General features: G+C 70.2%; 15 protein-coding genes and 1 tRNA gene. 1 reads left to right on the forward strand and 15 read right to left on the reverse strand.

All coding sequences use genetic code 11. The annotated features are described in order from the left end of the window. From ureC to ACXJKJ_RS29110, 4 genes are all read right to left on the reverse strand, one after another. The coding region (gene ureC, locus ACXJKJ_RS29095) for an urease subunit alpha (protein ID WP_457394614.1) at positions 1 to 1,290 on the reverse strand (1,290 nt) is incomplete at its 3' end. Beyond that, positions 1,287 to 1,592 carry an urease subunit beta gene (locus ACXJKJ_RS29100; RefSeq protein ID WP_457355940.1) on the reverse strand — a complete coding sequence of 102 codons (306 nt, stop codon included), beginning with the start codon at positions 1,590 to 1,592 and terminating at the stop codon, positions 1,287 to 1,289. The genes ACXJKJ_RS29100 and ureC, both read right to left, overlap by 4 nt. Next, positions 1,592 to 1,759 (reverse strand): hypothetical protein, encoded by a 168-nt coding sequence (locus ACXJKJ_RS29105; RefSeq protein ID WP_457394616.1) that lies wholly within the window; start codon positions 1,757 to 1,759, stop codon positions 1,592 to 1,594. The genes ACXJKJ_RS29100 and ACXJKJ_RS29105 overlap by 1 nt, the downstream gene beginning before the upstream one ends. Before the next feature lie 9 nt (positions 1,760 to 1,768). Next, positions 1,769 to 2,071 carry an urease subunit gamma gene (locus ACXJKJ_RS29110; RefSeq protein ID WP_056195107.1) on the reverse strand — a complete coding sequence of 101 codons (303 nt, stop codon included), beginning with the start codon at positions 2,069 to 2,071 and terminating at the stop codon, positions 1,769 to 1,771. Between the two features lie 203 nt (positions 2,072 to 2,274). On the opposite strand from ACXJKJ_RS29110, the gene ACXJKJ_RS29115 reads away from it, so the two are divergent. Next, positions 2,275 to 3,774 (forward strand): peroxidase family protein, encoded by a 1,500-nt coding sequence (locus ACXJKJ_RS29115; RefSeq protein WP_457394618.1) that lies wholly within the window; start codon positions 2,275 to 2,277, stop codon positions 3,772 to 3,774. A gap of 253 nt (positions 3,775 to 4,027) precedes the next feature. Here the strand turns inward: ACXJKJ_RS29115 and ACXJKJ_RS29120 are convergent, their stop codons facing one another. The 11 genes from ACXJKJ_RS29120 to fdhE all read right to left on the reverse strand — a co-directional run. Further along, positions 4,028 to 4,603 carry a nitroreductase family protein gene (locus ACXJKJ_RS29120; protein ID WP_457394620.1) on the reverse strand — a complete coding sequence of 192 codons (576 nt, stop codon included), beginning with the start codon at positions 4,601 to 4,603 and terminating at the stop codon, positions 4,028 to 4,030. After that, complete coding sequence (locus ACXJKJ_RS29125) at positions 4,600 to 5,370, reverse strand: PhnE/PtxC family ABC transporter permease (protein WP_457321517.1); 771 nt, start codon at positions 5,368 to 5,370, stop codon at positions 4,600 to 4,602. The genes ACXJKJ_RS29120 and ACXJKJ_RS29125 overlap by 4 nt, the downstream gene beginning before the upstream one ends. Then, positions 5,367 to 6,185 (reverse strand): phosphonate ABC transporter, permease protein PhnE, encoded by an 819-nt coding sequence (gene phnE / locus ACXJKJ_RS29130; protein WP_457394623.1) that lies wholly within the window; start codon positions 6,183 to 6,185, stop codon positions 5,367 to 5,369. The genes ACXJKJ_RS29125 and phnE overlap by 4 nt, the downstream gene beginning before the upstream one ends. Beyond that, positions 6,182 to 6,988, reverse strand: a complete 807-nt coding sequence (locus tag ACXJKJ_RS29135) for a phosphonate ABC transporter ATP-binding protein (RefSeq protein WP_457394625.1) — start codon at positions 6,986 to 6,988, stop codon at positions 6,182 to 6,184. The genes phnE and ACXJKJ_RS29135 overlap by 4 nt, the downstream gene beginning before the upstream one ends. Then, positions 6,985 to 7,857, reverse strand: a complete 873-nt coding sequence (locus ACXJKJ_RS29140; protein WP_457321511.1) for a putative selenate ABC transporter substrate-binding protein — start codon at positions 7,855 to 7,857, stop codon at positions 6,985 to 6,987. The genes ACXJKJ_RS29135 and ACXJKJ_RS29140 overlap by 4 nt, the downstream gene beginning before the upstream one ends. 30 nt (positions 7,858 to 7,887) lie before the next feature. After that, the gene (locus ACXJKJ_RS29145) at positions 7,888 to 8,289 is read right to left on the reverse strand and encodes a DsrE family protein (protein WP_457394628.1); all 402 of its coding nucleotides are present in this window, start codon (positions 8,287 to 8,289) and stop codon (positions 7,888 to 7,890) included. Beyond that, a complete protein-coding gene (locus ACXJKJ_RS29150; RefSeq protein ID WP_457394630.1) occupies positions 8,268 to 8,699 on the reverse strand; it encodes a glycine cleavage system protein H in 432 nt (143 codons plus the stop codon). The genes ACXJKJ_RS29145 and ACXJKJ_RS29150 overlap by 22 nt, the downstream gene beginning before the upstream one ends. 15 nt (positions 8,700 to 8,714) lie before the next feature. After that, positions 8,715 to 8,807 (reverse strand) — tRNA-Sec (locus tag ACXJKJ_RS29155). Position 8,808: 1 nt separating this feature from the next. Then, positions 8,809 to 10,677: a selenocysteine-specific translation elongation factor gene (gene selB / locus ACXJKJ_RS29160; RefSeq protein ID WP_457394633.1), complete on the reverse strand. Its 1,869-nt coding sequence runs from the start codon at positions 10,675 to 10,677 to the stop codon at positions 8,809 to 8,811. After that, positions 10,674 to 12,098 carry an L-seryl-tRNA(Sec) selenium transferase gene (gene selA / locus ACXJKJ_RS29165; protein WP_457394635.1) on the reverse strand — a complete coding sequence of 475 codons (1,425 nt, stop codon included), beginning with the start codon at positions 12,096 to 12,098 and terminating at the stop codon, positions 10,674 to 10,676. Before selA ends, selB begins: the two co-directional genes overlap by 4 nt. Continuing rightward, the coding region (fdhE, locus tag ACXJKJ_RS29170) for a formate dehydrogenase accessory protein FdhE (protein WP_457394637.1) at positions 12,098 to 12,965 on the reverse strand (868 nt) is incomplete at its 5' end. The genes selA and fdhE, both read right to left, overlap by 1 nt.

Genomic DNA, 12,965 nt, shown 5'->3' on the forward strand with positions numbered 1-12,965 from the left:
GCTGCCGACCTCGTGGCTGATGCCGTGGGCCAGCGCCGGGTTGATGGCGAGCTTGGCGAGGTAGCGCTTCACGCGGGCGTTGTCGTTGCCGGCCCCGTCGCCGGGCAAGGCACCGCGCTGCACCTTCATCTTGTGCGCGGTCTGCCAGCAACGCAGGGATACCTCGCCCACGCGGCCCATGGCCTGGGAGTCGGACGAGAACATGCTGATGGCGCCGAGGTCGTGCAGGATGTCTTCGGCGGCGATGGTCTCGCGGCGGATGCGGCTCTCGGCAAAGGCCAGGTCTTCGGCAATGCCCGCGTCCAGGTGATGGCAGACCATCAGCATGTCGAGGTGCTCGTCCAGCGTGTTGACGGTGAACGGCCGCGTCGGGTTGGTGGAGCTGGGCAGCACATTGGCCTCACCCACCACGCGCATGATGTCCGGCGCATGGCCGCCGCCTGCGCCTTCGGTGTGGAAGCTGTGGATGGTGCGGCCCTTGAAGGCGGCAATCGTGTCTTCGACAAAGCCGCTCTCGTTGAGCGTGTCGGTGTGGATGGCGACCTGGGTGTCAGTCAGCTCGGCCACGTTCAGGCAGTTGTCGATGGCCGCGGGCGTGGTGCCCCAGTCCTCGTGCAGCTTCAGGCCGATGGCGCCGGCGTCGATCTGCTGCATCAGGGCCTCGGGGCGGCTGGCGTTGCCCTTGCCCATGAAGCCGAGGTTCATCGGGAAGGCCTCGGCCGCCTTCAGCATCGTGGCGATGTGATGTGGCCCGGGCGTGCAGGTGGTGGCCAGCGTGCCGGTGGCGGGGCCGGTGCCGCCGCCGATCATGGTGGTCACGCCGCTCATCAGCGCCTCTTCGATCTGCTGCGGGCAGATGAAGTGGATGTGGGTGTCGATGGCGCCGGGCGTGACGATGAAGCCCTCGCCCGCAATGATTTCGGTGCCCGGGCCGATGACGATGTCCACACCGGGCTGCACGTCGGGGTTGCCGGCCTTGCCGATGGCCGCGATGCGGCAGCCGCGCAAGCCGATGTCGGCCTTGACGATGCCCCAGTGGTCGAGGATGACGACGTTGGTGATGACGGTGTCGACCGCGTCACCCGGGCCGGGCCCGTTGATGCGCTGGGACTGGCCCATGCCGTCGCGCASGGTCTTGCCGCCGCCGAACTTGACCTCTTCGCCGTAGCCGCCGGCACGCAGCGTCAGGTCCTGCTCGATCTCGATGATGAGGGCGGTGTCGGCCAGGCGCAGCTTGTCGCCGACGGTGGGGCCGAGCATCTCGGCATAAGCCCTGCGGGAAATCTTCATAGCTTGCCCTGCACGAGGCCACGGAAGCCGTAGACCGTGCGGTCACCGGCCAGGTCGACCAGCTCGACGGTGCGCGTCTGCCCCGGCTCGAAGCGCACGGCCGTGCCGCTGCAGATGTTCAGGCGCATGCCGCGCGCGGCCTCGCGGTCGAAGCCGAGGGCCGCGTTGGTCTCGGCGAAGTGGTAGTGCGAGCCAACCTGGATGGGCCGCTCGCCGGTGTTGGCGACCTTCAGCGTCAGCGTGCGGCGGCCCGGGTTGAGTTCGTGTTCGCCCTCGGCGGTGATCAGTTCGCCCGGCACCATCACTTGCGGCCCTTGGCGAACCACCAGATCGCGAAGCCGGCGGCGGCGACGAGGGCCGTCATGCCGACGCCATCCCAACCGTGCAGGTGGATACCCGGTGCGCCGTGGCCGTCGTGGGCCAGGGCGGAAGCGCCGATCAACGGCAGCAGCAAAAGCATTTTGCGCATGGGAAGGGCTCAGGCAATGGGTTGATGAACGGTCACGAGCTTGGTGCCGTCGGGAAAGGTGGCCTCGACCTGGATCTCCGGGATCATCTCGGCGATGCCGTCCATGACATCGGCCCGGGTCAGGATCTCGCGGCCCTCGCTCATCAGCTGCGCGACCGTCTTGCCGTCACGCGCACCTTCGAGGATGGCGGCACTGATGAAGGCCACGGCCTCAGGGTAGTTGAGCTTGAGCCCACGCGCGCGGCGGCGTTCGGCGAGCAGCGCTGCGGTGAAGAGCAGCAGCTTGTCTTTCTCTCTCGGAGTGAGTTCCATCTCTCTTCACTTGTTGGTCAGCTTGGTGGCCAAGCATGGGGAGGCAGCTCCATGTTGGCTTCGCGACAGCTTGAGGGCAATCGGGGCTACCTAACCCCTAGCTTGAAGCATGCCAGAGATGCTTTCTCCACAGGGCTGAGGATTCAATGTCCTCACCACCGGCTCAGCATGCCGTTCTGCCCTCGTTTTTTCAGGAGACCGCCATGACCACCCCCAACAACGGCCACGGCCTGCTCGGCACCCGCGAACAAAAGTTCACCCGCCTGCTGCCCGAGAACCACAAGCCCTTCAGCGACGCCAGCCTCGACGCGCTGGCCGCGCTGATGATCGTGCCGGACGACGAACTCAACGACGGCGCCGACGCCGAGGAGAACCTCAAGGTGCCGGCCGGCTACACCTACTTCGGCCAGTTCATCGACCATGACCTGACGCTGGACATCACCTCGTCCTTCTCCCGACCCACGGACGCCGCGTCCAACCTGCGCAACCCGGCCTTGGACCTGGACTGCGTCTACGGCGCCGGCCCACAGGACCAGCCCTACATGTACGCCGCCGACGGCGCCACGCTGCTGATCGACCCGAGCGGCAAGGACCTGATGCGCCAGCCGGCCAATGGCCGCGCCATCATTGGCGACAAGCGCAACGACGAGAACTCCATCGTCTGCCAGATCCAGCTGGCGATGATCAAGTTCCACAACGCCGTGGTCGCCAAGCTCGCCGCCAGCGGCGACACCGGCAACCTGTTCGAGCGCGCCCGCGCCGAGGTCACCTGGACCTACCAGCGCATCGTGCTGGAGGACTACCTGCTGCGCATCGTCAACACCCACACCTACGACTTCTTCACCCAGCGCCGCGCGGCCCTCGGCGACGCCGCCTACGACCTCTACGTGCCGACGCTGCGCACCCAGCTGCCCAAGGAGTTCGTCGGCGCGGCCTACCGCTACGGGCACTCGATGGTCAGGCGCGGCTACCGGCTCAACAGCGCGACCAAGAAGCTCATCTTCGACGGCGGCGACCTCAACGATGACAGCCTGATCGGCTTCCAGCCGCTGCCCGAGGCGCATGTCATCGACGACTGGGGCCGCTTCTTCACGCCCAGCTTTGCCATTCCCGTCAAGAACGGCCCCGAGCCGGTAGAGAACAACCCCGCCGTACGCCTGCAGTGGGCCTACAAGATCGACCCGTCGCTGGTGGACCCGTTGGCCGCCCTGCCACCCAGCGTAGGCAACGGCGCGTCGCTGGCTGGGCTCAACCTCAAGCGCGGCAACCTGCCCAGCTACGCCATCGCCACCGGCCAGGCCTTTGCCGCCAAGCTGCACGAGAAGCCGCTGGACCCGGACGATCTGATGGTGCGCGAGGAAGGGCTCAACGGCTTCACCTACAAGAGCATCGAGAGCGCCGACAAGCGCTTCCTGACCGAGACGCCGCTGTGGTTCTACATCCTGGCCGAGGCGCAGAAGCCGGTGCTGGACTACTGGCGCGAGGCGGGAAAGCGCGACCTGAACGATGAAGATTACGTCACCGGCCCGTGCTCGATTTCCCAGCTCGGCCCGGTGGGCGGGCGCATCCTGATGGAGGTGTTCAACGGCATCGTCGACGCCGACCCGCGCTCCTTCCGCCATGCCGCGCCGGCGGGCTGGGTGCCGATGATCGGCAACGAGATCAGCTTCTGGAACGTGCTGAAGTTCACCGGTCTGGTTTAGGGCCTGTTGACGCTACGGTAATGGGTCGCGAAGGCCCGCCGCCAGGGGCCAATCAAGGCGCGGCACGCCGCTCGCACTGACGTGCGGGCAAGTGGCGCAACGCCGAGTGGCCCCTKGYGGCGGGCCTTCCCGAAGGGTTGTSGCCARAAAGGCCGCGCGCGGCGTTGCAAATCCTCCCCGGGTGTCCAACCCGGCTGCGGTTTGCGCCTTGCTCGCGGCCTTTCTGGCCACAACGCGGCCCGTTACCGCAGTGTCAACAGGCCCCGGTCCACTCCACCAGCACCTGATCCGCGGCTGGCTTGCGCGCCGGCCCGGTGGGGTGGCGCGCGGGCGTGCCCAGGGCGATCCAGCCCACCAGCGTCTCGCCCGGCTCGCAGAAGGCCGCGGCGATGGCCGGGTTGCGCACCTTGGCGCCGCTGAGCATCTTGCCGCCAAAGCCCAGCGCATGTGCCGCCGTCAGGAAGTTGGCGATGGCGCCGCCCACGGCCGCCCATTGCTCGTGGGCCGGCACCTGCGGGTGGCCCAGGTCGATGCGGGCGACGACGGCGACCGTCATCGGCGGCTTCAACGCACGCTCGGCATCCAGGGCCGCGCCCTCCTCGTCCTTGCCGGCCGCACGGGCCGCGTCGGCAAACAGGGCGGCCATGCCTTGTTTTGCGGYGCCGCGCACCAGCTTGAACCGATAGGGCACCAACTCGGCGTGGTCGGGTGCGCGCAGCGCGGCCTGGGCCATCAGCGCAAGCTGCTCGTCGCTGGGGCCGGGCTCGACAAGATGCTTGGGGCCGACCGAATAGCGGGTCAGCAGGGCTTGCAGGGGTTCAGGAATCATCGCGTGAGGCTTTTGCGGGCGACCCAGGACAGCGCGTCCACGAGGCCGACCAGCGCAATCATGCCGGCCAGCACCGTGCACGTCTCGGCCATCTGGAACAGRCCCAAGTGGTAGCTCAGCATCTGGCCCAGGCCGCCGGCGCCGACGACGCCCATCACGCTGGCCGCGCGGATGTTGTTYTCCCAGCGGTACAGCGTGTAGCTGACCAGCTGCGGCAGCGTTTGCGGCAACGTGGCGAACAGCCACACGCGGCCCTCACCCAGGCCGCGCTGGCGCAGCGCCAGTGCACCGGCCGCTGGCGCGTTCTCGAAGCTCTCGGCAAACAGCCGCCCCAGCACGCCGCTGGTGTGCAGGGCCAGCGCCAGCGTGCCGGGCAAGGGGCCCAGGCCGGCGAGGATGAGCAGCTGCGTGGCCCAGACCAGTTCGGGCACGCTGCGTAGCAGGTTCAGCACCATGCGCGCCACCGCCCGGCCCACGCCCTGCCCGGAGGCCGGCAGCGCCAGCAGCAGCCCGCCAACGACCGCCAGTGCTGTACCGAGAGCCGACATGGCCAAGGTCTCCAGCAGCGCCCAGCCGGTCTTGGCCAGGAATGCCGGCGCGAGCTGCGGTGGGAAGAAGCTCATCCCGAAACGGCCCATGCTGGCCAGCGCATCCGCGCCGAGGAAGGCGGACCACTGCAGGTTCAGCGACCAGAAGCTGGCGACGACCAATGCCGCCAGGCCGGCGAGCACAGCCCAGGTCGACGCTCGCACGGGTTCGCGCTTCATGCCAGGCGCCCGCGCAGCCAGCGGCTGAAGGCGTCGCTCAGCATCACCAGGCCGATGAAGACCAGCAGGATGGCACTGACCTCGTTGCCGGCGAACATCTTGGAGGCGTTGTCCAGCTGCTGGCCCAGCCCGCCCGCGCCGACAAAGCCCAGCACGACCGACGATCGCACCGCGCATTCCCAGCGATAGACCGTGTAGCTCAGCAGCTCGGGCAGGCAGCTCGGCAGCGCGCCGAAGCACAGCGCCTGCCAGCGCGTGGCCCCGGCGCTCAGCAGGGCGTGCGTGGGCGCGGAATCGGCGCTTTCCAGGATCTCCGCATACACCTTGCCCAGCATGCCGCCGTAGGCGATGGCAATGGCCAGCACGCCGGCCGTGGCGCCCAGGCCGACGACGCGCACGAACACCAGCGCCCAGATCAGCTCGGGAATGGAGCGCAGCGCCACCAGCAGCGCCCGCACCGCGCGGCGCAGCCAACGTGCCGGGCCGGGGCGGCCCTCCAGCGTGCTGGCGGACAAGCGCGCCGTGGCCAGCAGCGACAGCGGCACGGCCAGCACCAGCGCCAGCGTGAGGCCCGCCGTCGCGATCGCCACCGTGCGCCAGGTGTCCAGCGCCAGCATCTGCAGGAACTCGGCGTCGCTGCGCATGTGGATGAACTGCGCGAGATAGCGCCCGGTGGCGCGCAGGCCGCGCTCGTCCAGCAGCGTCCAGGGCTTGAACTCGGACAGCACCAGCAGCGGCCACAGCAGCACCAGGCCGATCAGCAGGGCCAGCCAGCGGCGGTTCAGCGCTGGGTCGCGCAGGGCGGGGTCCGTCACCGGCACATCGCCTGCGGCAGGGCCACCGGCTGCGGCAGCGGCGCGATCTCGGGCGGCGGCTCCAGCTGGCTGCGGTAGAGCTCGTCCAGCAGGTCGCCGCCCAGGCCCGACGGCGCACCGTCGAACACCACCTGCCCGGCGCGCAGCGCGATCACGCGTGGAAAACGCGCCAGCGCCAGGTCCACCTGGTGCAGGCTGCAGACCAGCGCGGCGCCAGCGGCGCGGGCGCCGTCCTGCAGCGCCGCCAGTGATTGCCCGGCGCGGGTCGGGTCCAGCGCGGCCAGCGGCTCGTCGGCCAGCCACAGTTGGGTGTCGGACACCAGCAGCCGCGCCAGGCCCACACGCTGACGCTCGCCGCCGGAGAGGCGGTCCACACGCAGCCAGAGCTTGTCGGGCAGGCCGAGCTTTTCGAGCGCGTCCTGCGCGAGGGCGGCGTCCGGCGGGCTCCACAAGGTGCGCAGTGCGCGGCCGAAAGACATGCGCGGCAGCCGCGCGGCCAGCACGGCCACGGCCACGCGCTGGCGTGGTGGCAGCGGCGGATGCTGGGGCGCCAGTGCAATGCCGGCACGCAGCCGGCGGCGCTCGGCGCGCGCCAGCGACCAGGGCTCGCGGCCCAGCAACGTGAAGCGGCCGGCCAGCGGGCATTGCATCAGCGCGAGCAGGTTCAGCAGCGTCGTCTTGCCCGCGCCCGAGGCGCCGATGACGGCCACCTGCTCGCCGGCGGCCAGCCCGAGAGTGATGCCGCGCAGCACCGGCGTCACACCGCCCAGCGCGGCGGCGTCGACGCCATTCAGTTCAATCATTTCAACAGACCAGCGTTCTCGGCAGCGGCCTTGATGCCGACGTAGTTCTCAGGCTTGGTGGCGATGAACTTGGTCGCACGCTGCAGGCCGAGGATCTCCTTGCCTTGCGGGGTGTTCGGGTCCAGCGCCAGGAAGGCGGCCTTGATCTTGTCCTGCAGGGCCTGCGGCATGTCGGCGTGGACCGACCAGTTGTAGTCGTAGTAGGGCGGCGTCGTGTAGAAGACCTTGACCTCGTTCGGGTCGACCTTCTTGTCGGCCACGAACTTCTCCCAGACCGAGATGTTCAGCGCACCGGCRTCCACCTTGCCGCTGGCGACGGCGGCGATGGTCGCGTCATGTGCGCCGCTGAAGGCCACGCGCTTCAGGTCCACATCGGGGTTGATCTTGGCGGCCAGCAGGAAGCTGCGCGGCATCAGGTGGCCCGAGGTGCTGCTCTGCGAGCCGAAGCTCAGCGTCTTGCCCTTGAGGTCTTCCAGCTTGGCGATGCCGCTGGCCTTGTCGGTGATGAAGACGGAGCGGAACTTCTCGTCCTCCTCGCGCTGCACCAGCGGGACGATCTTGCCGCCTGAGCGCACATTGGCCTGAACAAAGGTGAAGCCGCCAAACCAGGCGAGGTCGATCTTCTTGTTGACCACCGTCTCGACGGCGGCGGCGTAGTCGGTCACCGGCGTCCACTCGACCTTCATGCCGAGCTTGCTCTCCAGGTACTGGCCCAGCGGCGCAAACTTGCGCGCCAGCTCGGTGGGCGACTCGTCGGGGATGGCGGTCACGCGCAGCACCTGCTGAGCCTGGGCCGCAGCGCCGGTGAGCGCCAGCACGGCAACCAGGCCACGCGCCACACGGGCGACGGAACGGGGGAAGGCGGTCATCAGGGTTCTCCAGTCGTGGAAAGCAAGGGGTCAGAAAACGAGCGTGGCCCAGGCGGGGTCGGCCGCGCGAAGGGCGTATTGGACCGCACCGCCGTGATGACGACCGGCGGGGATCAGATCGGCCAGCGCCAGGCCCTGCGCCGCGAGGGCGTCGGAGCAGGCGAAAAAGCGCGCGCCATGGTCCAGCGCGTCCTTCATCCAGCCGGCAATGGTCTTGTCGAAACGCTCCGACGCTCGCAAGGCCTCGGCCACGCCAGGCTTGAGCAGCAGCACCGCCCGCGCCGAAAAATAGACCTCGACCTGCAGTTCCAGAGCCGCTGCCGCGGCGGCATGCGCGAACGGCGTGGCCAGGCGCACCGGGTCGTCGGGATCGGCCGCCCAGAGCAGGATGGCGAGGCCGGTTCGGGACTTCAGCTCAGCTGGTTCAGCCATGCCCACTCCTGCATCGCCTGGCGGATCGCATCCCCGCCGATGGTCAGTTGCGCCTTTTCCGCTTCCAGATTCGACGGTGCCAGCTCCACCAGCCAGCCAGCGTCATACGGCGATTGATGCACCAGCTCCGGCCGCTCTTCCAGCGCCTCGTTGACCTTGACCACCCGGCCCGACAGCGGTGACTTCACCGACACGATGGACTTGGCCAGCTCCACAACGCCGATGGAGCGGCCCTGCTCGACCTCGCTGCCGACCGGCTTGGGGCGGCACATGTAGATGTCGCCCGAGGCCTTGAGGCCCAGGGCCGTGATGCCGATGCGGACATGGCCGTCGGGCAGCGGTTCGGCCCAGCTCTGGTCTGCCGTCCAGTACCAGAGCGCCTCGGGCATTTCGGCGCTGGCGATCAGCATGGCAGGGCCTCGCGGCGGAAGGGGGTGGGAGTCGAACCCACCCAGCAGCGCGTGGCGCCACCCACCGGGTTTGAAGCCCGGCCGACACACCGGTGTCGTTCCCCTTCCCTCATGACGTGATGCTTTCGGCGAACAGCGCGCTGTCCGCCCGGAGCCGATGTTCGTCGCCCACGCGGCGCAGCAGCCCAACGCGGTCGAAATGTTCCAGGTGCTGGATGGCCCGCTTGCGGCCCAGGCCGGTCGCGTCGCGGAAAGCCGCAGCGGTAACCGTGCCCTGCTCGGCGCCGATGAGGCGCGCGATGCCGGCCAGCCGCGTCATCGTCGCCGTGTCGCAGTAGAGGTCCTTCACCACCTGGTGCAGTTCGCCCTGCTGGGCCAGCCGCGCCAGCGTGGCGCGCATCAGCGGCTCGGGCTCGGCGCAGTCCTTGGCGAGGTCGCGGGCCCAGGCGCCTTCCGCACCCGCAGCGGCCAGCCGGGGCGCGATCTTCTCGGCGATGCGCTGCTCGGCGGCCGACAGCTGCACGCCGTGCTCGGGCAGGTGCATGCAGGCGCCGCGCTGGGCGATGTGACCCGCGGCACGCAGCTCAGCCAGCAGCTGGCGCCACAAGGCCTCGGCGATGCGGGGCGCGACGAGGCGGCGCAGCCGGGCGGCATCGGGGCCGAGTTCGTCAGGCGACTTCGCATGAAAGTCGGCCAGCGTGGTGAGCAGCTTGGTCGTCAGCGCCGCACGGGCCTCGGTGCCCAGGGACCAGCCGTCCAGCGGCTCGGCGAGGCCCTCGGCCTGCCCAAAGCGGGCCAGGTCCAGCCCCAGCGACGACAGCGCCATCAGCCGCTCGCGACGTTGCTCGGCGGTGGGCAGCTCGCAGGCCGCGAGTTCGGCAAGCCGCTCGGGGGTACGGCGATAGCGCGCGGGCGCAAAGGGATCGAGCACGATGCCGCCGGCGATGGTGCGGCTGGCGCCGGCATCGCGCAGCACGAGGCGGTCGCCGCGCCAGGCACCGACGGGCGCGTGGCAGACGAGCTGCACGCGGGCCGTGCCGCCCGGCTCGATGGCGTCGCCGTCCAGCACCGCCACACTGGCCATGACGGCTTGGGCGCCGAGGTGCAGGTGAACACGCGTGCCCGAGCGCAGCGGCCTGGCCTCGCCGGGCCATAGCGTGAGCCGCGCATCGAGCCGTTCGGTCGCTAGCGCCACGGCCGGCGCGGTCAGCCACTGGCCGCGCGGCGCCTGCTCCCTGGCGAGGCCGGCAAGCGCGACGGCGCAGCGCTGGCCGGCCTGGGCTCGCTCGACAGCTCGGTTCTGCGCATGCAGGCTGCGCACGCGGGCGCGGCGACCTTGAATGACGAGCTCATCGCCGACGGCGATCTCGCCGGCATGCAGCGTGCCGGTGACGACGGTACCGACGCCGTCGAGGCTGAAGGCGCGGTCGACTGCGAGGCGGGCGGCGAGGTGCTGGGAGGCGCGGGCCGGCAGCTGGCGGGCGGCGTCGAACAGCAGGTCGCGCAGTTCACCTAGGCCATCGCTGGTGGGCGCCGACACGACCAGGATGGGCGCGGCATCCAGGCTCGTTCCGACGAGGAGCGCCCTCACCTCTTCTTGCAGTGCGACGACGCGCGCGGGCTCGGCGCGATCGGCCTTGGTGATGACAACGGCGCCGCGTGTGAGCCCCAGCAGGCTGAGCACCGCCAGGTGTTCGCGCGTCTGCGGCATGACGCCGTCGTCGGCCGCAACCAGCAGCAATGCGAAGTCGATGCCGCTGGCACCGGCCAGCATGGTGTGCACCAGCTTCTCGTGGCCGGGGACGTCGATGAAGCCGATCCGTTCATCGTGATCAGGGACATCGAGATAGGCATAGCCCAGCTCGATGCTGATGCCACGCGCCTTCTCTTCGGGCAGGCGGTCGGTGTCCACACCCGTCAGCGCACGCACGAGCGTGGTCTTGCCGTGGTCGATGTGGCCGGCGGTTCCCACGATCACGCCAGGGCCTCCTTCAACAAGGCGAGCTGAGAGGTCAGCAGCGCGGGCTCTTCGAGGCAGCGCAGGTCCAGCAGCAGCCGGTTGTCCTGCACGCGGCCGATGACGGGTCGTGGCAGCTCGCGCAGCGCGGTGGCCAACGCTTCAAGCGTGCGGCCGCGGCCGTCGACCGCGCTGATTGCCAGGCCGGCAGACGGCAGCCGCTCGACAGGGAGTGAGCCAGAGCCGATCTGGCTCTGCAGTGCCACCGTCTCGACGGTGAAGCGCGGCGCGACAGCGGCGGCGATCTCGGGCAGCAGGCGTTGGGCCAGCGCGGCGATCTGGTCCTGAGGCCTCGTCAACAGGCGCAGTGTCGGCAGGTCCCGCGCCAGCCTTTCGGGCCGCAGATAGAGCCGCAGCGTGGCCTCCAGCGCTGCGAGCGGCAGCTTGGACAGGCGCAGCGCGCGCTTCATCGGGTACTTGCGGATCCTGCCGACCGCCGCGCGGCTGCCGACGATGAGGCCGGCCTGCGGGCCGCCGAGCAGCTTGTCGCCGCTGAAGGTGACGACGTCGCAGCCGGCCGCGAGCATGGCCTGGGGCAGCGGCTCGGCGGGCAGGCCGTAGGCGGCCAGGTCCACCAGCGCGCCGCTGCCGAGGTCGGTCATCAGGGGCAGGCCGGCGGCATGCGCGATGGGCGCCAGCGTGGCCTCGTCCACCGCCGCCGTGAAGCCCTGCACCTGGTAGTTGCTGGTGTGCACCTTGACGATCAACCCGGTGCGCGGCGTGATGGCCTGCTCGTAGTCGCGTGGGTGGGTGCGGTTGGTGGTGCCCACCTCCACCAGCGTCGCGCCGGCCGTGGCCATCACGTCGGGCAGGCGGAAATGCCCGCCGATCTCGACCAGCTCGCCGCGCGACACGATGGCTTCCTTGCCACCGGCCAGCGCGGCAATGCCCAGCAGCACGGCGGCGGCGTTGTTGTTGACGACGGTGGCGGCCTCCGCGCCGGTCAGCTCGCACAGCAGGGCTTCGATCAGTTCGTCGCGGTCGCCGCGGCCACCCGCGGCAAGGTCGAACTCGAGGTTGTTGGGCGAACCCATCAGCGCCAACACCTGCTGCAGCGCGGCGTCGGCCAGCAGCGAGCGGCCGAGGTTGGTATGGATGACGGTGCCGGTCAGGTTGAGCACGGCGCGCATGGCGGGACGCATGCGGGCCTGCACGCGGGCGGCGAGCGCGGCGGGCAGGCCGTCCAGGTCCGAACGGGTCAGCGCGCCGGCCAGGGCCTGGGTGCGCAGCGCGTCCAGCAGCGCCCTCGCCTCCTTGGCGACCAGCGTGTGGCCATGCTCGGCCACCAGCGGCGCGGCTTCGCGCAGCAATCTGTCCAGGGCCGGGAGGTCTTTTGGACTTGCCTTGGAACCGTGGACCACGGATTCGTCGGGCGCAGCCATCAGTGCTCTCGTCCTGGCGGCGGTGCCTCGTCCGGCTCGCCGAGCAGCAGCAACAGGTTGACGCCATGCGGATGCAAGCCGGCTTCGCCGACCAGCAGGTCCAGCGTCAGGCTGGCGAGGTCGTCGGCCAGCGGCTCGACGCCGTTGTCGCGGGCCGGGTGCATCAGCTTCAGGTAGTGGCCGCACTCGCTGCAGCACTCGGCCTGCACGACGGCGCCGGTGGTGGTCGAGGCGCCATCGGCCGCGACCAGGCTTTGCAGCGAGATGCCCTTGGTGCTCTGGCAGTGCGTGCACTTGATGCGCACGTAATGCCATTGCGTGGCGCACAGGCCGCAGGCGAGATAACGCGCGCCCTCGGCCCCCAGGCGCTCCAGCGAGGCGACCGGGCGGGAGCCACAGCAGGGGCACAGCGTGGGGTCGTCGGTGCGGCCGAAGGGCGGCACGGGCGCGTCGACATGCGCGGCATAGGTCTGCCGCACGAGGCGCGTGAAATGCAGCTGCAGGCCGGCAGCGATCAGCGGTGCGCTGGCCAGGTCCAGCCCCAGCATGACGCCGGACAGCAGGCGGCCGGCCTGGGTCTCCAGTTGCTCGTCGCTGGCGGCGGCGAGTTGCAGCGCGGCGGCCTTGGCGGGGCCGTCGGGCAGCCGGCGGGCCAGGTCGGTGAGCAGCGCGCGCAGCGAATCGCGCCACACCGGCGCGCGCGGCCAGGTCTCGGCCGGGAGCAGCGGCGCGCCGGCGCGGGCGGCGGCGTCGATGTCGTCCGGCGTGGGCAGGGGCACGGCGACGTTGGCCGACAAGGCGCGGTGCTGGGCGTCGGCCAGCTCGGCGACGAAGCGCAGGAAGTCGCCCATGGCATGCCCGTCGGCC

The sequence above is a fragment of the Roseateles sp. P5_E1 genome (genome assembly GCF_054049335.1).

Bases quoted from the DNA above. Each gene is read 5' to 3' on its own strand.
- ACXJKJ_RS29115 (WP_457394618.1), top strand. From the start codon at position 2,275: ATGACCACCCCCAACAACGGCCACGGCCTGCTCGGCACCCGCGAACAA.
- ACXJKJ_RS29100 (WP_457355940.1), bottom strand. From the start codon at position 1,592: ATGGTGCCGGGCGAACTGATCACCGCCGAGGGCGAACACGAACTCAAC.
- ACXJKJ_RS29150 (WP_457394630.1), bottom strand. From the start codon at position 8,699: ATGCTGATCGCCAGCGCCGAAATGCCCGAGGCGCTCTGGTACTGGACG.
- ACXJKJ_RS29105 (WP_457394616.1), bottom strand. From the start codon at position 1,759: ATGCGCAAAATGCTTTTGCTGCTGCCGTTGATCGGCGCTTCCGCCCTG.
- ACXJKJ_RS29135 (WP_457394625.1), bottom strand. From the start codon at position 6,988: ATGATTGAACTGAATGGCGTCGACGCCGCCGCGCTGGGCGGTGTGACG.
- ACXJKJ_RS29110 (WP_056195107.1), bottom strand. From the start codon at position 2,071: ATGGAACTCACTCCGAGAGAGAAAGACAAGCTGCTGCTCTTCACCGCA.
- ACXJKJ_RS29145 (WP_457394628.1), bottom strand. From the start codon at position 8,289: ATGGCTGAACCAGCTGAGCTGAAGTCCCGAACCGGCCTCGCCATCCTG.
- selA (WP_457394635.1), bottom strand. From the start codon at position 12,098: ATGGCTGCGCCCGACGAATCCGTGGTCCACGGTTCCAAGGCAAGTCCA.